Origin of the sequence: Rhizobium brockwellii (genome assembly GCF_000769405.2) — a bacterium.
Classification (GTDB): Bacteria; Pseudomonadota; Alphaproteobacteria; order Rhizobiales; family Rhizobiaceae; genus Rhizobium; species Rhizobium brockwellii.
In genome coordinates this window covers 2,749,169-2,767,289 of sequence record NZ_CP053439.1, presented here as the reverse complement: position 1 = coordinate 2,767,289, position 18,121 = coordinate 2,749,169, and the positions used below count along the sequence as shown (strand labels likewise).

Genomic DNA, 18,121 nt, shown 5'->3' with positions numbered 1-18,121 from the left:
CGATCCCCGGCCGGAAAGATGGGTGGAAAGGTGCGGCGGCGTCTACGCTCTTTGCGGCTATATCGACAGAGCGACGTTAGAACCACGGATCGATCGCAAGTTCGAAGTTGGACTTCCTTTCTCGGAGGGGCTGGCCGCCGTGCGCTCCGAGGGGAAATTCGGCTATATCAATTCGAGTGGCAATATGGTGATCGCGCCTGCGTTCGACCTTGCCCGTGCATTTCGCAAAGGCCATGCCGAGGTGGTGCTCGGTGACAAGGCAGGAATCATCGACAGGGCGGGAAAGCTCGTATTGGCGCCGAACTACGCGCGTGCCATCCCATTCGGAGCCGAGGCGGCCCTCGTTCGTCCTGGCAAAGCGATCGCGTCGGATTCCTTTGGCATGTTACGCTTCACGATCGGTGAATTGGTCGTGGAGAGGGGCGATCTGCGCTATCTGCTCATTGATCTGCCTTCGGGAAAGATCCTGAAGGATAAGCTGGCCATTAAAGAATTCGAATTCGGCACTTTCGTCTGGGCCGCTCAACCGGGAGATAAACGATACGGATTGCTTGCTCCCGACGGAACCTGGAAGATCGAGCCTCGCTTCGAAACAGTCGGTAAACTCCATGGAGGAAGAGCAATTGTCTGTTATGGTCGGCCGGCCGGACAAAAAGATCAGTCCGCCCAACATGGCCTGGCCGACGCCACCCAATGCGGCGTGATCGACCGTGACGGTCAAACTATTCTCGCCCCACAGCAGTTTAGGATTCATGGGTATCGAAACGGTTTTTACCGTGTGACCGAAGACCAGAAAGCCGGCCTCCTTGACGAGGCGGGACGGTTGCTTGGCGGGCGTTTGTTTGACGATGCGAGATTGCCCGATTATTCCGGTGAGGTGGCCAAGATATTGGTCGACGGCCAGTGGATCGGGCTCAACCGTGCCGGGGATCTGGTGCCCAACCCGGAGGATGGGAAGGCGCTGGTTGCATGTCCTTCGGGTATCAAATTCATGCACAGCGGCAACCGTATTCAGGTCGTCGGAGCGGACGAAAAGCCGACGGTTTCGTATCTCTTTGACGACACGCACATGACTTGCGAATTCCCCGTATCGGTTCGGTACAATGGAAAATGGGGATTTCTAAAGCAGGACGGCAAACTGCTTGTCGATCCGCCGTCATTTCAGAGCCAATTTGGTTTCAGCGGTGGCTATGCCAGCGTCAAAGTTGACGGCAAGTGGGGAATACTGGACAGCAGCGGCGTACTGGCCCTCGCTCCCCAGTTCGATGAGATGCAGCCCGATTCCGGCGCCTATGCGGTATCGAAGGATGCGCGGAAGTTTTGGATCGACGCATCAGGACGTGAAGTCGCCGAGCCGCGCCGCCTGGAGGATCGGCAATCAAAGTTGCGTTGCGAACCAGACGGCGGACAGCGCGTCTCCAGGAATTCGAACGGAACCTTGCTTTGGGGCATCGCGGATGCCGCCGGGAATATCGTCGTCGAGCCGAGATATCGCGCCATCACCTGTTTCCGGGATGGTCTCGCATGGGTTCCGTTCGACGAGAGACGAGAATGGTGTGCGATCGACCGGAACGAGCGGAAACGCGAGAACGGCGCGTGCGTCAAGAACTGGCCTGACAGCAATGTCGCCGACGCGCGAACTGAGACAATGTCTGACGATCCCTATGAAAGCGGTGTTCTCTGGATGCGGGCCGAGCTTGAATACGGGCTGGACCTTAGGGAAAAACCGCCTCGCTTCGTCTCGCAATTCTAAGGATCGGCTATTTCCCGCGTCATGAAGCTGTCGGGCGATCTCGTGTCGAGAAGCAGCGCGGTATTCTCCCTCGGTCACGTTATTGTTGCAGAATCCAGCCGCGGGGCGTCTTCGTCGTGAATGGCGCACCTGGAATGAAGCTCTTTTGAGTCAAGATCCGTGTCTACTGCACCCCTGTCCTTAGGTTAAACCCAAAGGACAGGGGCGACAAGCGTTGCCTCAGGCGGTCAGCGCCGCCTTGTGCTCCGCGAAGAAATCCTTCAGCGGCTGCGGCTGTTTGCCGGTCAGCTTGGTGAAGTCTTCGGTGACGATGTCGAATTTGCCGGCGCGGGTGTTGGCGTCGGCCGAAACCAGCATGTCGGCGACGAAACCGGGAAGGCCGGCGCCGCGCATGCCCTGGCCGAGCTGCTCATCATTGACGTCGATCACCTCTAACGGCTTGCCGGCGACATCGGAGACGATGGCGGCGATCTGCCGGTTGTTCAGCGACTGCGCGCCGGTCAGCGTATAGGTGGCGCTCTCCGAGGTGCCGGAGGCAAGGGCTGCGGCAATCGCCAGGGCGCAGTCGTCACGCGAGATGGTCGAGATCTTGCCGTCGCCCGTGGCGCTATACCACTTGCCGCCCTGCAGGTTGTGCGGCATGCCGTGCAGGTAATTGTCGTGATACCAGGCGTCGCGGATGATCGTATGGGCGATGCCGCTTGCCTTGATGGCGTTTTCGCTGCCGAGATGATCGGGCGCGAAGGTGACAAGCGAATCGTCCGGCGCCGGCATCGAGGTGTAGGCGATGTGCTTGACGCCAGCCTTGACGGCCGCTGCAACGGCGCCCTTGTGCTGGGCGAGGCGCTTGCCGGGAGTGTCCAGCGCATCGGTGCTGATGATCAGCAGCCGGTCGACGCCGGCGAAAGCCTTCTCCAGGCCTGCCGCGTCATCGAAATCGGCCCTGCGGGTGACGACACCCTTCTTTTCGAGTTCGGAGAGCTTTTCCGGGCTGCGCGTCGCCGCGACGATGTTGCCGGGGGCGACCTTGTAGGTCTCGATGAGGTGATGGATGACACGTTGGCCGAGCTGCCCCGCAGCGCCGGTGACCAGGATGATTTCGCTCATACGTCGTTTCCTTCTGTGTTGTGCAGGTGGTCTCGAAAAGAGAGTAACACTAGAATAGGAATTGACTAGGCAGTGTAAAGGAGGCAGTTTTTCAGCTCTACGTTACCAAAAGGGAACCGGCAGATGAGCGGTGCGGTCGTCAGTCTGAAGAACAGAGTGCCGGGGGCGCGGCGCGAGATCGATCTCGCCGGCCTCGATTTCGGCAATTGCCCGGTCAGGGACATGATGCAGCAGATCGGCGGCAAATGGTCGACGCTGCTACTCGAGGTGCTGGCGGATCGGCCTTATCGCTTTGGCGAGCTGCGGCGGATGATCCCCGATATTTCGCAGCGTATGCTGACGCAGACGCTGCGCGACCTGCAAAGGGATGGTTATATCGACCGCGAGGTATTCCCGACCAAGCCGCCGAGCGTCGAATATTCGATGACCGAACTTGGACGTTCGCTCTACAAGCCGCTGTCGCAGCTTCTGAACTGGGCGGAAGCGAACCATGATGCCGTTCGCGCCGCCCGTTCGCATTTTGATTCCACCGACAAATAGGCTGCTCTCTTCTACTTGCCGCGTCCTTCCGTCAGAAACAGCAGGAAGGCCAGCGCCGGGAAGCAGAAGCCAATCCACGCCGTCATCGTCCAGCCTCCGGTCGCATAGGCCCAGCCGCCGAGCGCTGAGCCCAGCGCACCGCCGGCAAAGAAGGTCGCCATGAACAGGCCGTTGAGCCGGCTGCGGTGTTCCGGGTTCAGCGCATAGATGGCGCGCTGGCCGCAGACGAGATTGGTGGTCACGCCGAAATCGAGGAGGATCGCCGCTGCCGTCAAAAGCAGTAGGGCGGTAAGCGAGCCGTCTGCGGCGAAATCGCTGATCAGGAAGGCGGCCATGCCGAGCAGCATGGCAAGCGTCGAGGCGATCTTTGTCATGCCGCGGTCGGCAAGTCGGCCGGCGATCGGCGAAGCGACGGCGCCGGCAGCACCGGCGAGGGCGAAGAGAGCGATGCCGTTCTGCGTCAGGCCGAAGGTTGGGCTTGCGAGCAACAGTGGCGTCGTCGTCCAGAACAGGCTGAAGGCGCCGAACATGCCGGCCTGATAGAGCGCCCGGCGCTGCAGCACGCGCGAGGTGAGCGCCAGATGGCCCATAGAAGCGAGCAACTCGCCATAGCGCAGCTTCGTCTTCGGCACGCGAACCGGCAGGTTGATGCGCAAGACGACGGCGAGCACGAGCATAAGCGCTGCGGTGACGTAGTAGACCACGTGCCAGGAGGAGGCTTCGGCGACGAAGCTTGCGAAGGGGCGGGCGAGCATGATGCCGCAGAGCAGGCCGCTCATGACGTTGCCGACGACTTGGCCGCGCGTTGCATCCGGCGCCATGTTGGCGGCAAAGGGAACCAGGACCTGAACTGCGACCGATGAAAGACCGATAGAGAGCGAGGCGACGAGGAAGGTTGTGGGCGTCGACGACAGCGCCGCACCGATGAGCGCAACGGCGGAGACGGCGATCAGCATCAACACCAGACGGCGGTTTTCGGTGAGGTCGCCGAGCGGCACGATCAGCAGCAGGCCGAGGCCATAGCCGATCTGCGTCAGCGTGACGATGAGGCCGGTGGCGGCAGGCGTGAAGCCGAGATCGGCACTGATCGGGCCGGCCAGCGGCTGGCCGTAATAGAGATTGGCGGCCACCAATCCGCAGGCGGCGGCGAAAAGGAAGGTTAGCCAGGGGGATAGCGCGCTGGGAATGGCCTCATCCGGCGTGGTGGCTGAAACGCTCATCAGAAACTCCGGTATTCAAAGATTGAAAGGATTGAATGCAAAAATGCTGACTGCGGCCACCCGATCCTTGACCGAATGCCGGTATTTCTCTCGTCCACGGTGTGGACTGTTCAGGTCACGAGCTTCATCGCGGCCTCGGCCGCGGACAACATCTCTTCCCTGCTGCGTCCTGTTTTGCCGATGACGCGCAGGCCTTTGGTAAAGCAGAGGAAGGCGAGGGCGGCGGCATCCGGGTCTACCGTCTTCGGAATGCTGCCGTCAGCCTGACCGATGCGGATGAGATCGGCCATCAGCTTTTCGTCCGCGGTAAAGGCAGTCACGACGTGGGCAGCGGCTTCCTCGTCAAGCAGGGCGAAGTCGTTGGCGCCGCCAACGACGAGACAGCCTTTGCGGCCGGCTTCGCCATAGGAAAGCTCGGTATAATACATCACCATTTGGAAGACCTTCTCGCGACCGGTCTCAGCAGACGCGATCATCGCTTCCAGGCGCCGTCGGCCAAGTTTTCGATAATGGGCGAAAGCAGCGAGGAATATCCCGCGCTTATCCTTGAATGCCTTGTAGATGCTCCCCGAAGCAAGGCCCATTGCTTCGGTCAATTCGCTGATGGAGGCGGCATGGTAGCCGCGTTCGGAAAAGACGCGCAGCGCTGCATCGAGTGCCGCGTCCATATCGAACTCGCGCGGACGGCCACGGCTGCGGGTCTTTGCTTCTGGTGTGAGAGTGGCAACGGTCATGGCGCCTAATTAGGGAATGATCGTTTCCAAATCAAGTGAAATTTCTGCTGCGCAGCAAATTCAGAGATCGAGCACCCAGTTCTGGCCGTTCGCTTCGGGGCCAAACATGCGATGTCTCTCCTCGGAGACAAGCCGGAAGCCCGCTTTGACGTAGATGGCGCGGGCGGTCTCCAGCATGTCGTTGGTCCAGAGGGAGAGTTCGCGGTAGCCCTTCTGCTGGGAAAAGCGGATGCATTCATCGACCAGCAATTTGCCGAGCCCGAGACCGCGGGCTGATTTGTCGACATAGAGTAGGCGGAGCTTGGCGATGCCGTCGCCGCCATTGGTGACGAGGACCGAACCGACATTGATGCCGCCGCGTTCGGCGATCCAGCAATATTCTTTGGCTGGATCGAAATTGGCGAGGAATTTTCCGGCGACCTCGGCGACCAGCGCCTCGAAGCGCAGATCCCAGCCATATTCTTCTGCGTAGAAGCGGCCTTGGCTCTGAACGATCCAGCCGATATCGCCGGCGCGGTGGGCGCGGATGATGGCCGGCGGAGGCTTCGCCGCCGGGTCGAGCAGCGCGCGGATCGTGTGCATGGCGGAGACGGCGGCCTCCGGCTCGCCGGCCGCCAAGCGATCGAAACGGGCGGCGATCTGCGCATTGGAGCGTCGGCCGAGTTCCTCGAACGTCTCTCGTCCCTGATCGGTGACAATGATGACCTGGCTGCGAAGATCTGCCGGATCGGGGCTGGTTTCGATTAGCCCTTCGGCGCGAAAACGCTTTAGGATGCGGCTGAGATAGGCCGGGTCGAGCTGCAGGTCGCGGACAAGCGCTACAGCGCTGATGCCGCCATGCGAGCCGATCTCGAAGAGGATGCGGGCATCGGTCAGCGTGAAGGGCGTGTCGAGATAGGCCTTATTCAGGAGGCCGAGGAAGTTCGTATAGAAGCGGTTGAAATCACGGGCGGTTTCGATAAGGGCAATATCGGACATGACAAAAATCTCCAGATGGAGATCTTTGTCAGTTTTTTGACAAACATCGCCCTTTACTCGACGTCATTCTCGGCCTTGTGCCGAGGATCTGCTGCACCGGTTGCAGATGCTCGGGACAAGCCCGAGCATGACGAAAGAGGAGTTGGCCGACTTTGTCAGCAGTCCGGCAAAGATCTCCAGATGGAGATCTTGTTCTGCATTTAATGGACTGAGTCAACTAACGTGGCGATGTCAGGCGGCTTCCTCTTCCGCGGTCTCGTCCATTCCCAGCGCGAAATCGACCGCCGCCCGGGCGTGGATCGCGGTGGTGTCGAAGCCCGGCAGGGGGAGGTGGTCAGGGTCGAGGATCAGGCAGATCTCGGTGCAGCCGAGGATGATGCTGTCGGCGCCGTTGTCGATGGCGCGTGCAATCACCGCCATGAGCTTGTCGCGCGAGCTGTCGAGCACCTTGCCGGCGCAGAGTTCGTTGAAGATGATGTCGTGCACGGTCGTGCGGTCGCTAGCATCTGGCACCATGATATCAACACCATGGCTCTTCATGCGGTCGCTGTAGAAGCCGTGCTCCATCGTGTAGCGAGTGGCGAGCAGCAGCGGGCGCTTCTGGCCGGCCGCATGCAGCGATTTCGCCGTCTCGTCGATGATGTGGATCAGTGGCACAGAGATCTTGTCTGCGACCTTGTCGGCAATCAGATGCATGGTGTTGGTGCAGATGAGGATGCAGCCGGCACCGGCGATCTGCAGGCGCAGAGCCACGTCGGCGAGGCGACGGGCGGCCATATCCCAGTCGCCGGCCTTCTGAAGCGCGACGATCTCCTCGAAGTTCACCGAATGGAGGATGAGCTCGGCCGAGGCGAGGCCACCTTTGCGGTCACGCACCATCTCGTTGACGAGACGGTAGTAGACCGCCGAACTTTCAAAACTCATGCCGCCGATCAGGCCGATCGTTTCCATCTTTTCATGCTCCCAAGCTTTTCAACTACAAGGATGATGCCCCAATCCCAGCGCGGCGTGTTTGCGTTGTTTGTCCCTCGCGTGAGATATGTGATATTATTTTGCGTGTTTATAAGGAAGCATGCAAAAATTGGGCGAAGGGTTTACGTTTGACACATGCTTGATGATCGCGACAGGCGCATTCTCGATACATTGCAAAAGGATGCGGGCATATCCGTGACCGACCTTGCCGAGCGCGTGGCGCTTTCGGTGTCGGCCTGTTCGCGGCGCATCCAGCGGCTAGAGGAGAGCGGCCATATCGCCCGGCGCATCGTCGTGCTCGATCGGGACAAGATGGGCGTGCCGACAACGGTTTTCGCACTCGTCAAGACCGCACACCATTCCGACGAATGGACGGAAAGCTTCCGAAGGATCATCAGTGACATTCCCGAGATCGTCGAGGCGCACCGTTTGACCGGTAACCACGATTACATCTTGAAGATCGTCCTGCCACGCGTCGAGCATTACGATGTGATCTATAAGCAGATCGTGCGCCGGCTCGAACTCTTTGATGTCTCCGCGTCGATTTCGATGGAAGAATTGAAACATGGAATGGCAATACCCGTGGGATACGTCCGGTGAACCGTCGTTCTCAGGGGCTACGATAAGATGGGCACTAGCGATATTCAGAGTTATTTCATGCCGGGGGAAAAACTACTGTGGTCCGGGCGTCCCGTACAAGGGTTTCGCCTGACACCGTGGGATCTTCTCCTTGTTCCATTCTCGCTTTTTTGGGGCGGCTTCGCAATATTTTGGGAAATGAGTGTAATGAATACGGTGGGCACCCCGGTTCTCATGCGTCTGTGGGGTATTCCGTTTGTGCTCATAGGCCTCTATCTGATTGCCGGACGTTTTGTCGTCGATGCGGCCGTGCGGGCCCGGACTGAATACAGCTTGACCGATAGGCGCGTGATCATTCGCAGGAGTGGCCCCTTTCCCAATTTCTCCGCCACTCAGCTCGAACTCCTGCCGTCGATCAGTCTTGCAGAAGACAGCCATGGCAGGGGTACGATTAAGTTCAGCGTGCCTTCCAATCAGCGATACAGGATGGCAAGCGTCTGGACACCCGGCCTCTCGAACGAACCTCAGCTTCTGGCGATCGACGGTGCGCGCCAAGTCTACAACTTGCTTGAAAAAGCAAGGTTCGATTGCCGAGGGAGCCGATAACCCTCGACTGCGAGCGATGCAGGGGAGATATGCCGAAACGACGGTTGCAACCGTTGCAGCGATGACCACATTGGCCTTAGCGAAATGGCGCAAAGGGGTAGGTCATGAGCGATCATCATGTCGTCGTTGTCGGCGGCGGTTTCGGCGGGTTGCAGCTCGTCAACGGGTTGAAGGATGCTGGTGTCAGGATCACGCTGGTCGACCGGCGCAATCATCATCTCTTCCAGCCGCTGCTCTATCAGGTGGCGACCACCATTCTCTCCACCTCCGAGATCGCCTGGCCGATCCGTCGTCTCTATGCCGACCGGCCTGACGTGACCGTGCTGCTCGGCGAGGTCACCGGCGTCGACAGCGGCGCCAAGACAGTTTCTCTACGCAGCGGCATGACTCTTGGTTACAATACGCTGGTGTTGGCGACCGGGGCGACGCATGCCTATTTCGGCCATGACGAATGGGAGCCGGTGGCGCCGGGCCTGAAGACGCTGGAGGACGCGACGACGATCCGCCGGCGTGTGCTGCTCGCCTTCGAGAAGGCGGAGATGGAGAGCGATCCTGCCGCGCGCGACGCGCTGCTGACCTTCACCATCGTCGGGGCCGGGCCGACCGGCGTCGAGTTGGCCGGCATCATTGCCGAGCTCGCGCATTTCACGCTGCCCAAGGAGTTCCGCAACATCGACACGCGCAAGACCCGCGTCGTGCTGGTCGAGGCCGGCCCGCGGGTGCTGCCGACCTTCGCCGAGGAGCTTTCGGCCTATGCGCAGAAGGCGCTGGAGAAGCTCGGGGTCGAGATCCATCTCGGCAAGCCGGTGACCGAATGCAACGCCGACGGCGTGAAGATCGGCGAGACCTTCGTTGCCAGCCGGACGATCGTCTGGGCAGCCGGCGTCACCGCCTCGCCGGCGGCAAGGTGGCTCGGCGTTGCGGCCGACCGGGCGGGCCGCGTCGTGGTCGAGAAGGATCTGAGCGCGCCGGGCTTGCCCGACGTCTTCGTCGTCGGCGATACCGCATCGGTCATGCGCGAGGACGGCAAGCCGGTGCCGGGCATTGCGCCCGCCGCCAAGCAGCAGGGCGGTTACGTCGCCAAGGTGATCCGCGCCCGCATATCGGGCAAACCGGCCCCGGCGCCTTTCCGTTACTGGCATCAGGGCAGCCTGGCGACGATCGGCAAGAGTGCTGCGATCATCGATTTCGGCCGGATCAAGCTGAAAGGCTGGCTCGCCTGGTGGATCTGGGGCCTTGCCCATATCTACTTCCTGATCGGCACCCGCTCACGCTTCTCCGTCGCCTGGAGCTGGCTGTGGATCTATCTGAGCGGCCAGCACAGCGCCCGGCTGATAACCCAGAGGGAAACGATGCGGGAGGAGGAGTAACTCTTCTCCCGCACCCAGAGGCTGAGCCTCGAAGCAGCGATATGGTCAAGCTTGACATATCTTCGGATCCGCCCTTAGGGTTTGGTCGCGTCTTCCGAAAACCACCGGGAGTTACGCATCCAGCCGTAGCTAGCAGCGGGTAGAGGTTCCAATGCGCCGATTCACTTCTCACGAAAATCACATTCGAAATTCTGAGAAGTTGGTGGTTCATGCGCACTTTGAATCTGGGTATCCTCGCCCATGTGGATGCAGGCAAGACTAGCCTTACCGAAAGACTGCTTTTTGATGCCGGCGTCATCGACAAGCTCGGCAGCGTCGATAACGGCAATACACAGACGGACACTCTCGAACTCGAACGGCAACGCGGCATCACGATCAGAGCCGCGGTGGTGTCGTTTACGATCGGCGACAGGATCGTCAATCTCGTCGACACCCCCGGTCACCCGGATTTCATCGCCGAGGTCGAGCGGGTGCTCGGATTGCTAGATGCCGCGGTCGTCGTCGTTTCGGCGGCCGAAGGCGTGCAGGCCCAGACGCGGGTGCTGGTGCGGGCGCTGCGGCGGCTTGGCGTTCCCTTCATCTTCTTCGTCAACAAGGTCGATCGTCTCGGCGCGCAATATGAGGACGTGCTGAAAGCTCTTGCCAGCCAATTGCCGGTTCGCCCCATCGCCATGTCTTCCGTCATCGATGCCGGCAGCAGGCTTGCCAGGGTGGCGGCGTTGGCTCTCGGATGCGAACCGCTTTTCACGCCGCTCTGCGAAGCTCTCGCAGAGAATGACGAGGCGCTGCTGGACGACTACGTCTTGGCGCCCGATCGCCTGACGGCGGACAGGCTTGGACGCTGCCTGAGCGATCAGGTCGCGCGCGGTCTGGTGCATCCTGTCTTCGCAGGTGCGGCAACGACCGGCGTCGGCGTGCCGGCCCTGACATCCGCCATTGCGACGATATTGCCCGGCCGGCGCCTCGATCCGGACGGGCCGATTGCCGGAAAAATCTTCAAGATCGAACGCGGCTGGGGCGGTGAAAAGCTGGCCTATATATACCTGACGTCAGGCATGGTCCGGCTGCGGCAACATCTGGATTTGCCCAAAGGCCCGGAAAGAGTGACCGCGATCGAGGTTTTCGAGGCCGGCCGGGTTCATGGCGCCGCAAGCTTTTGCGCCGGGCAGATCGCGCGCCTAAGCGGCCTTGCCGGCGCCCGCATCGGGGATGCGGTGGGCGGCGACCTGCTCGCGGGTGGGCGGCCGCAGTTTGCCCCGCCCAGCCTTGAAACCGGCGTCCTTGCCCGGCGGCCTTCCGACAAGGCGGCCCTCTGGCTGGCGCTGAACCAGATGGCGGAGCAGGACCCATTGATCAATCTGCGCCGGAACGATGATGCCGACGACATCTTCGTATCGCTCTATGGCGAGGTGCAGAAGGAGGTCGTCCAATCGACCCTGCTGACGGATTTCGGTATCGAGGCTGCGTTCGAGGAAAGCACGGTCATCTTGGTGGAGAGGCTTGCTGGAACCGGGGAAGGCCTGCAGATCCTCTTCAAGGAGCCCAATCCATTTCTTGCCACTGTCGGTCTACGCGTCGAACCGCGTCCAGAAGGGGCAGGCAACAGCTTTGCACTTGATGTGGAGGTGGGCCAGATGCCCGCCAGCTTTTACAGGGCAGTCGAAGAAACCGTGTTCGAAACGCTGAAGCAAGGCATTTTCGGCTGGCAGGTCATCGATTGCCACGTGGCGATGACGGCAGCCCGGCACAGCTCGCCTGCAAGCACCGCCGCCGATTTCCGGCAACTGACACCTTGGGTGCTGGCAGATGCACTGTCGGCCGCGCAAACCGTCCTATGCGAACCGATCGACCGCTTTCATCTCGAAGCGCCCGCGGAGAGCTTGAGCGGCTTGCTGACCCTGCTTGCGAAATCTGCCGCGACGATGACGGATTCCGTCATTGCCCACGGCATGGCCTGGGTGGAAGGCACCATGGCGTCCGCGATGATCCAGAGCGTCCAGCAGCAATTGCCGGGCCTGACGAGCGGGGCGGGGACCATGGAAACCTCTTTCGACCATCATGCCTCGATGGCCGGCCCGCCGCGCGTTCGCCGGCGTTCAGGACCCGATCCGTTCAACGGCGTCGAATATCTGCTGAGCCTGCACCGACATGTCGAAGGCATGTCCTGAGATTCCTCAGCGCATACTTCGTCGTGGGCGTGAAGGCGGCCCCCAAAGGAGCCGCCTCTCATGTTCTCAAGCCGCCAGCGAGGCGATGTCGATGACGAAGCGGTAGCGGACGTCGCTTTTCAGGACGCGTTCATAGGCTTCGTTGACCTGCTGGATGTTGATCTTCTCGATCTCGGAGACGATGTTGTGCTCGCCGCAGAAGTCGAGCATTTCCTGGGTTTCCTTGATCGAGCCGATCATCGAGCCTGATATGCTCTTGCGGCCGGGGATGATCGAGAAGGCATGCACGGGGATCGGGTTTTCCGGCGCGCCGACCACCACGAAGGAACCGTCCACCTTCAGGAGGCCGAGATAGGCGTTCCAGTCGATCTCGGCGCTGACGGTGCAGATGATCAGGTCGAAAGTGCCGGCGAGTTTCGTGAAGGTTTCCGGGTCGTTGGTGGCGTAATATTCCTTGGCGCCGAGCTTCAGCCCATCTTCCTTCTTGGAAAGGCTCTGGGAGAGAACGGTGATATCGGCGCCCATGGCGGCGCCGAGCTTGACGCCCATATGGCCGAGGCCGCCCATCCCAACGATCGCGACCTTCTTGCCGGGGCCGGCATTCCAGTGGCGCAGCGGCGAGTAAAGCGTGATGCCGGCGCAGAGCAGCGGCGCAGAGGCATCGAGCGGCAGATTGTCCGGAATGGACATGACATAGCCTTCCCTGACGACGATCGAGTCGGAATAGCCGCCCTGGGTCCGTGTCTTGCGGTCGGCTTCGAAGTCGTTGTAGGTGCCGGCGAGCCCCGGCATATACTGTTCCCGATCGAGGTCGCGCTCGGCGCAGCCGATGCAGGAATCGACGAAGCAGCCGACGCCGACGCGATCGCCGACCTTGAATTTTGTCACATCGGAACCGACGGCCGAGATGATGCCGGCGATCTCATGGCCCGGCACGATCGGATAGACGGCGTTCTTCCATTCGTTGCGGACAGTATGGATGTCCGAATGGCAGATGCCGGCAAACTTGATATCGATCACGACGTCATCGGGGTTCGGATCGCGGCGTTCGAAGGTGAAAGGGGTCAGCGGCTTGGAAGCGTCGGTCGCGGCGTAGCCTCTTGCAATAGGCATGGGAACCATCCTTTTCGATTGTGGTGGGGGTTGAAAGAGATGGTGGACTATTGCCCGGAACTGCGGCAGAGGGTTAGAGCGATCCTCTCAGCTTTTTGCACGATCCTGCAAAAGTGAGGCGCTAGCCTGTTTGCGAAATGGCGAAGGCACTCTAGATAAGAGCGGTATCGCCGGCGTCAGACAGTTGACAGAAAGAGTTGCCGCATGACCTTGCCCTTCAGCCCCTATCAGGAAATTGTCGATATCGCGATGCGCTTCGCAGCCGGTGACGGCGAATTCGCGACTGATATCGGCAATCTTCACATCAGCCGTCGGTCCAAGCCCAGCGATCCCTTACACAGCAGCTACCGACCCTGTTTTGCCTTTGTCCTGCAGGGGGCCAAGAGCTTGCGGCTCGGCGCGGAACTTATCAGCTACGGGACTGGCGACTATCTGCTGACCTCGCTCGATCTGCCGGTCGCCTGGCGCGTCACTGAGGCGAGCCCTGAGGTTCCGCATCTCTGCCTGGGGCTGGCAATCGATTCCGAAAAGCTGCTGGAGTTGCTTAGCCGCATCGATATTCCGCGCCCGGCCGCCGATACCGACGGGCAGCGCGGGATGGCGGTGAACGTCGCTCCGCCGGAGCTCCTGGATGCCGCCGTCCGCCTGCTGCGCTTGCTCGATCGTCCAGGCGACATTCCTGCCATGGCGCCGCTGATTGAGCAGGAAATCCTCTATCGGGTGCTGACCGGGCCGGATGGCGCGCGGCTGATCAACATCGCCACTGCAGACAGCCACAGCAACAGGGTCGCGCGCGCCGTCGCATGGCTGAAGGAGAATTTCGCGAGGCCACTGCGCATCGAAGACCTTGCCGACCGCGTCAGCATGAGCGTGTCCTCCTTCCATCATCACTTCAAGTCGGTCACGGCGATGACGCCGGTGCAGTATCAGAAGCAGCTTCGCCTGCACGAGGCGCGCCGGCTGATGCTGGTGGAGCGGCTCGATGCGGGCACGGCCGGTCACCGCGTCGGCTATCAAAGCCCGTCGCAGTTCAGCCGCGAATACAGCCGCCTCTACGGGGCCTCGCCGGCCCGCGATGTCGACGGCGCCCGCGAGGTCATGGCGGCGGAATAGTCGGCCTTGCGACCGGCAGCCAATCGTTAAAGGATGTTTGACCTTTCGTCGCTAGTCTGGCGCCAAACATCAAGCAGGCACCGACGTCAGCATGACGCAAGCACCCTTTCTTTCCATCGTCGCGCCTTGTCACAACGAGGAAGAAGGGCTGCGCGAGTTCTGCCGCCGCGCTGCCGCCGCTGCTCACAGCGTTGCCGGCGATGCCTTCGAGCTCATTCTCGTTGACGACGGCTCGTCCGATCGTACCTGGGAGATCATTTCGGATCTGGCGGCAAATGTGCCGCAGGTGCTCGGTGTTCGTCTTCTGCGCAATCACGGTCACCAGCTGGCATCGACGGCGGGTCTTTCCGCGTCGCGGGGCGAGCGCGTGCTTTTGATCGATGCCGATCTTCAGGATCCGCCCGAGCTGCTTTTGATGATGATGCCGATCATGGAGCGCGGCGCCGACGTCGTTTACGGTCAGCGCACGCGCCGCCAGGGCGAAAGCTGGTTCAAGCTGGCCTCCGCTTCGCTCTTCTATCGCGCTTTGTCCAAGCTCGCTTCCGTGACCATCCCGCGCGATACCGGTGATTTCCGGCTGATGCGCCGGCGTGTCGTCGATATCCTGCTGGCGATGCCGGAGCGCGATCGCTTCATCCGCGGCATGGTCAGCTGGATCGGCGGCAGGCAGGTGGCGCTCCCCTACGAGCGTGACGCCCGTTTTGCCGGCACGACGAAATATCCTTTGCGCAAGATGATCAATTTCGCTCTCGATGCGATCACCAGCTTTTCAACGACACCGCTGCGCATCAGCACTTGGCTTGGCATGATGAGCGCCGGCGTCGCGATCGCATTGCTCGTCTACACCTTCATTCGCTGGCTGCAGGGCGAGACGGTGACCGGCTGGTCGTCGATCATGGCCGCGGTCAGCGCCTTCAGCGCTATCCAGCTGATCTGCATCGGCATCATCGGCGAGTATCTCGGCCGTCTGGTACAGGAGAGCAAGAAGCGGCCGATGTTCATGGTCGAGACGATCGTGCGCGGCGGTGAACAGGCACAATTGTCGATCGCCTTCTCGGAAATGAGCGCCAGCGACAAACGCGCCGCGCTGGATGCGGCCTTTGCATCCGAAGAGCCGCCGCGCTCGCAAAAGAACAGCCGGATCGGATAATGGACCGGATTGCCGCGCCTGCTGTGGCCGCAGCCGGGCCCGGGGAATTGATCGCCAGACAGGACTCCACCGTTGCGATCGTCGCATTCGTCGGACTTGCCGCGGCTTTGGTTCTCCTGTTTCCCTTTCCGCCGGTTCTCGATTACGCCAATCACTACGCCCGTATCTGGCTCCTTTCGGGCGGGATCGGCGAGCCGCCGTTTCCTGAGATCTATGCGGTCGATTGGAACCGCACCTTCACCAATGTCGGGATCGACGTTCTGGCCACCTGGATGGGGCCGCTTGTCGGCGCAGACAGGCTTGCAGGGGCCTTGCTTTTCCTGGCGATCGTGCTGCCGCCGCTCGGGGCAATCGGCCTGCACCGCGCGCTTTTCGGCGGCCGGCACCACTGGCAGACCGCTATGCTGTCGCTCGGCTGGTGCGCCACCATGATCGGCGGCTTCATCAACTTCCAGATCGGCCTCGGCATGGCCTTGTTCTTCGCCTGCGTAGATCTGCGGCTGCAGCGCAGAAATCCCGCCGTGGTTTTTGCCTGGCGGCTCGCCGCCGCGCTGTTGCTGACGGTGATGCATCTCTTCGCGCTTGGCTTCTATATGGCGATCGTCTGCGGCCTCGAATTTTCCTGGCGCATCGATATCGTGCGATCGAAGGCGGGTCTGATGAGGCTCGCCGGCCGGTTGGCGCTGGCGCTCGGCGCCTGCGTCCTGCCGCCGCTCGCGCTCTATCTCCATACGGCGGCTTTGCCCAACGCCGGCGGCAACGGCCTCGGCCTTGCCTGGAACGACGGTATCATCCTGATCGTCCTTAATCTGCTCTCCGCCATCACGACTTATGTCCCGGTGGTGGATGTCGTGCTGGTTCTGCCGCTGATCCTCATCTGCACGCGTGCCGTCCGCGCGGGCGACATCCGCATGCATGCGGGGCTTGCCGTCGCCGCCTGCGGCCTGCTGCTTCTGTCCTGTGTTTCGCCTCGCCACATGCTCGGCACCGGATGGATCAGTTGGCGCTTTCCGATCATGACAGCGCTCGTCGCCATGGCGATGGTGTGCCCCTTCGCCAATCTCACGCGTCGGCAAGCGCTGTTGCTGGCGCTCATCATCAATCTCGCGGTCTTCGGCCGTACCGGCTGGGTCGGCTGGAACTGGTGGCTGGCACAGAAGGATGTTGCCGCCGTCGAGACTGTGCTTAGAAAAGTGCCGGCCGGTGCAGCCGTGCTGCCTCTGGGACATGAACCCGAGACAGTGAGCGATCTTGCCCACTCCAACCGGCATTTTGCCTGGGGGTTGGATACTTTCCGGCACCTGCCGACGCTCGCCGTGCCCTTGTCGCATGCTTTCGTGCCAACGCTCTTCACGGCAAAAGGCAAACAGCCGTTATCCGTTCTGTCGCCATGGTCTGAGATCGCGGTTCCCGAGGGCAATCTGCTGTCGATCGGCGTGCTTTCATGCCCGGCAATGATACAGGAATATAAAGGCTTCACGCCCTATCTGTCGGACTGGCGCAGACGTTTCGATTTCATCCTCGTCGCCAATGCCGATATCCCCGATCGCTATGTTGGCACCTTGATGCCGGCGGGCCTGACGCTGGTCGAAGATGCGGGTTTCGCAAAGCTTTACGCGATCGACAAGGCGATGCCGGCAGAGCTTCTCTTGATCCCCGCTGGTTGCGCTACGGCGTCATAGGCTGCGGCTCTTCGCGGATCAACTGCCTCTGGACGATTGGCTCATGATCGCGGCCGCCATCCGCTCTTCGGGTGATGGGTTGGTCAGCCGGGGAATTTCAGCGCCTTGTCGGCACGGCATTTGGCGAGCTTTAGCTGGCGGAAGGAGAGGATGCGTGTGATGCGGTCCTTGCCATCAGTTTCCACACTCATGCATGCGCAGGCATAGCCGTAATTGCCATTGGTCTTGACATAATCATGTTCGGAGATGTCGGAGATCAGCTCCATGCCTTCCACCTCGCCGGCATCGTCGCCTTGGGTCATGATCGTCCAGGTGTTCTCCGCGTCCTCCAGCCACCAGTTGGCGGGCGTCGGATTCTCGATCCAGCCGCAGCGCGTTTCGGCGGCCTGTGCGTTTGCGGCGATCGCGAGAGCTGCGGTGATGACTGCGGCGGCTATCCGGTATTTCATCGGCTTTTCCTCGTCGCCAGATTTTAATTGTTGATCGCGATGATCGCCCAGTGGCTCGCCTCGCAGGCGTTGTCCTCGCAGATCGCGCCCATCCAGACGGCGCCGCCGGCGAGCATGACGCCGTCGCTATTGACGAATAGGTCCTCGTATTGCTGGCGCCCGACGGCGCTGCGCGTTTCCGGCGTCACGAGATCGTCGAAATTGTCGATGAAATCCTCAGCGTTCTCGACGTCGTAGGTCTCGCCGTTGGCCTTGACCGTCAGCGGGTATTCGGCAAGGCCGGCGATGGTCTCGGCGTCGCCTGAGCGCATCGCCCGAACAAGTTGGCGCAGCGGCCGGTCGAAGCTTGCGGCATCGCCGGGCAGTTCCTCGATGCGGTTGTAGACGTCGCTGTCGGACTGTGCGAGGGCGCTTGGGCCGCCAAGGAGAATTGCTCCGAGCAGGAGAAGAGCTGCAGACAGGCGTGACATCGAAGCCTCCGGGCAAATGGCGTAGCGCGACATTATGCGATCACCGAGGATTCGCGCCTATCCAATTCTGGTGTTTCATCGCGGTTTCCCGTATTAAAAAAATCTATCTGGACTTCT

General features: G+C 61.1%; 17 protein-coding genes. 9 read left to right on the top strand and 8 right to left on the bottom strand.

Annotation, left to right across the window (positions count from 1 at the left end):
- Window positions 1-22 precede the first annotated feature (22 nt).
- On the top strand, window positions 23-1,753 hold the full coding sequence (locus RLCC275e_RS13870; protein WP_033180895.1) for a WG repeat-containing protein: 1,731 nt from the start codon (window positions 23-25) through the stop codon (window positions 1,751-1,753).
- A 219-nt stretch (window positions 1,754-1,972) separates the two neighbouring features.
- Here RLCC275e_RS13870 and RLCC275e_RS13865 read toward each other — a convergent pair whose 3' ends face one another.
- Window positions 1,973-2,860 carry an SDR family oxidoreductase gene (locus RLCC275e_RS13865; protein WP_033180894.1) on the bottom strand — a complete coding sequence of 296 codons (888 nt, stop codon included), beginning with the start codon at window positions 2,858-2,860 and terminating at the stop codon, window positions 1,973-1,975.
- Window positions 2,861-2,983: 123 nt separating this feature from the next.
- Here RLCC275e_RS13865 and RLCC275e_RS13860 point away from each other — a divergent pair, with 123 nt between their 5' ends.
- Complete coding sequence (locus RLCC275e_RS13860; protein ID WP_027683816.1) at window positions 2,984-3,400, top strand: winged helix-turn-helix transcriptional regulator; 417 nt, start codon at window positions 2,984-2,986, stop codon at window positions 3,398-3,400.
- 11 nt (window positions 3,401-3,411) lie between these two features.
- On the opposite strand, the gene RLCC275e_RS13855 is transcribed toward RLCC275e_RS13860, so the two are convergent.
- The 4 genes from RLCC275e_RS13855 to RLCC275e_RS13840 form a co-directional block, all read right to left on the bottom strand.
- Window positions 3,412-4,620: an MFS transporter gene (locus RLCC275e_RS13855; protein ID WP_033180893.1), complete on the bottom strand. Its 1,209-nt coding sequence runs from the start codon at window positions 4,618-4,620 to the stop codon at window positions 3,412-3,414.
- A gap of 110 nt (window positions 4,621-4,730) precedes the next feature.
- Window positions 4,731-5,354 (bottom strand): TetR/AcrR family transcriptional regulator, encoded by a 624-nt coding sequence (locus RLCC275e_RS13850; protein ID WP_033180892.1) that lies wholly within the window; start codon window positions 5,352-5,354, stop codon window positions 4,731-4,733.
- A 60-nt stretch (window positions 5,355-5,414) separates the two neighbouring features.
- Complete coding sequence (locus RLCC275e_RS13845) at window positions 5,415-6,332, bottom strand: bifunctional helix-turn-helix transcriptional regulator/GNAT family N-acetyltransferase (RefSeq protein ID WP_033180891.1); 918 nt, start codon at window positions 6,330-6,332, stop codon at window positions 5,415-5,417.
- Between the two features lie 231 nt (window positions 6,333-6,563).
- On the bottom strand, window positions 6,564-7,283 hold the full coding sequence (locus RLCC275e_RS13840; RefSeq protein ID WP_033180890.1) for an aspartate/glutamate racemase family protein: 720 nt from the start codon (window positions 7,281-7,283) through the stop codon (window positions 6,564-6,566).
- 156 nt (window positions 7,284-7,439) lie between these two features.
- Between RLCC275e_RS13840 and RLCC275e_RS13835 the strand changes: the two genes are divergently transcribed.
- The 4 genes from RLCC275e_RS13835 (at window position 7,440) to RLCC275e_RS13820 (ending at window position 12,027) form a co-directional block, all read left to right on the top strand.
- Window positions 7,440-7,904: an Lrp/AsnC family transcriptional regulator gene (locus RLCC275e_RS13835; protein WP_033180889.1), complete on the top strand. Its 465-nt coding sequence runs from the start codon at window positions 7,440-7,442 to the stop codon at window positions 7,902-7,904.
- A gap of 27 nt (window positions 7,905-7,931) precedes the next feature.
- Entirely contained in the window at window positions 7,932-8,489 is a 558-nt protein-coding gene (locus RLCC275e_RS13830) for a hypothetical protein (RefSeq protein WP_033180888.1), read from the top strand.
- Between the two features lie 104 nt (window positions 8,490-8,593).
- Complete coding sequence (locus tag RLCC275e_RS13825; RefSeq protein WP_033180887.1) at window positions 8,594-9,859, top strand: NAD(P)/FAD-dependent oxidoreductase; 1,266 nt, start codon at window positions 8,594-8,596, stop codon at window positions 9,857-9,859.
- 209 nt (window positions 9,860-10,068) lie between these two features.
- Entirely contained in the window at window positions 10,069-12,027 is a 1,959-nt protein-coding gene (locus RLCC275e_RS13820; protein WP_033180886.1) for an elongation factor G, read from the top strand.
- 66 nt (window positions 12,028-12,093) lie between these two features.
- On the opposite strand, the gene RLCC275e_RS13815 is transcribed toward RLCC275e_RS13820, so the two are convergent.
- Window positions 12,094-13,140, bottom strand: coding sequence for an NAD(P)-dependent alcohol dehydrogenase (locus RLCC275e_RS13815; protein ID WP_033180885.1), 1,047 nt, complete (start codon window positions 13,138-13,140; stop codon window positions 12,094-12,096).
- A gap of 204 nt (window positions 13,141-13,344) precedes the next feature.
- Here RLCC275e_RS13815 and RLCC275e_RS13810 point away from each other — a divergent pair, with 204 nt between their 5' ends.
- The 3 genes from RLCC275e_RS13810 to RLCC275e_RS13800 all read left to right on the top strand — a co-directional run bounded on the left by RLCC275e_RS13810 (window position 13,345) and on the right by RLCC275e_RS13800 (window position 17,085).
- On the top strand, window positions 13,345-14,253 hold the full coding sequence (locus RLCC275e_RS13810) for an AraC family transcriptional regulator (protein WP_033180884.1): 909 nt from the start codon (window positions 13,345-13,347) through the stop codon (window positions 14,251-14,253).
- A gap of 91 nt (window positions 14,254-14,344) precedes the next feature.
- Complete coding sequence (locus RLCC275e_RS13805; RefSeq protein WP_033180883.1) at window positions 14,345-15,403, top strand: glycosyltransferase family 2 protein; 1,059 nt, start codon at window positions 14,345-14,347, stop codon at window positions 15,401-15,403.
- Entirely contained in the window at window positions 15,403-17,085 is a 1,683-nt protein-coding gene (locus RLCC275e_RS13800; RefSeq protein ID WP_033180882.1) for a hypothetical protein, read from the top strand. The genes RLCC275e_RS13805 and RLCC275e_RS13800 overlap by 1 nt, the downstream gene beginning before the upstream one ends.
- Window positions 17,086-17,168: 83 nt before the next feature.
- Here the strand turns inward: RLCC275e_RS13800 and RLCC275e_RS13795 are convergent, their stop codons facing one another.
- A complete protein-coding gene (locus RLCC275e_RS13795) occupies window positions 17,169-17,534 on the bottom strand; it encodes a DUF4087 domain-containing protein (protein ID WP_033180881.1) in 366 nt (121 codons plus the stop codon).
- Between the two features lie 23 nt (window positions 17,535-17,557).
- A complete protein-coding gene (locus tag RLCC275e_RS13790) occupies window positions 17,558-18,037 on the bottom strand; it encodes a hypothetical protein (RefSeq protein WP_171816914.1) in 480 nt (159 codons plus the stop codon).
- Between the last annotated feature and the right edge of the window lie 84 nt (window positions 18,038-18,121).

Bases quoted from the DNA above. Each gene is read 5' to 3' on its own strand.
- RLCC275e_RS13845 (WP_033180891.1), bottom strand. From the start codon at position 6,332: ATGTCCGATATTGCCCTTATCGAAACCGCCCGTGATTTCAACCGCTTC.
- RLCC275e_RS13850 (WP_033180892.1), bottom strand. From the start codon at position 5,354: ATGACCGTTGCCACTCTCACACCAGAAGCAAAGACCCGCAGCCGTGGC.
- RLCC275e_RS13835 (WP_033180889.1), top strand. From the start codon at position 7,440: ATGCTTGATGATCGCGACAGGCGCATTCTCGATACATTGCAAAAGGAT.
- RLCC275e_RS13860 (WP_027683816.1), top strand. From the start codon at position 2,984: ATGAGCGGTGCGGTCGTCAGTCTGAAGAACAGAGTGCCGGGGGCGCGG.
- RLCC275e_RS13830 (WP_033180888.1), top strand. From the start codon at position 7,932: ATGGGCACTAGCGATATTCAGAGTTATTTCATGCCGGGGGAAAAACTA.
- RLCC275e_RS13795 (WP_033180881.1), bottom strand. From the start codon at position 17,534: ATGAAATACCGGATAGCCGCCGCAGTCATCACCGCAGCTCTCGCGATC.
- RLCC275e_RS13805 (WP_033180883.1), top strand. From the start codon at position 14,345: ATGACGCAAGCACCCTTTCTTTCCATCGTCGCGCCTTGTCACAACGAG.
- RLCC275e_RS13815 (WP_033180885.1), bottom strand. From the start codon at position 13,140: ATGCCTATTGCAAGAGGCTACGCCGCGACCGACGCTTCCAAGCCGCTG.
- RLCC275e_RS13840 (WP_033180890.1), bottom strand. From the start codon at position 7,283: ATGGAAACGATCGGCCTGATCGGCGGCATGAGTTTTGAAAGTTCGGCG.
- RLCC275e_RS13810 (WP_033180884.1), top strand. From the start codon at position 13,345: ATGACCTTGCCCTTCAGCCCCTATCAGGAAATTGTCGATATCGCGATG.
- RLCC275e_RS13825 (WP_033180887.1), top strand. From the start codon at position 8,594: ATGAGCGATCATCATGTCGTCGTTGTCGGCGGCGGTTTCGGCGGGTTG.
- RLCC275e_RS13855 (WP_033180893.1), bottom strand. From the start codon at position 4,620: ATGAGCGTTTCAGCCACCACGCCGGATGAGGCCATTCCCAGCGCGCTA.
- RLCC275e_RS13865 (WP_033180894.1), bottom strand. From the start codon at position 2,860: ATGAGCGAAATCATCCTGGTCACCGGCGCTGCGGGGCAGCTCGGCCAA.
- RLCC275e_RS13820 (WP_033180886.1), top strand. From the start codon at position 10,069: ATGCGCACTTTGAATCTGGGTATCCTCGCCCATGTGGATGCAGGCAAG.
- RLCC275e_RS13800 (WP_033180882.1), top strand. From the start codon at position 15,403: ATGGACCGGATTGCCGCGCCTGCTGTGGCCGCAGCCGGGCCCGGGGAA.
- RLCC275e_RS13790 (WP_171816914.1), bottom strand. From the start codon at position 18,037: ATGTCGCGCTACGCCATTTGCCCGGAGGCTTCGATGTCACGCCTGTCT.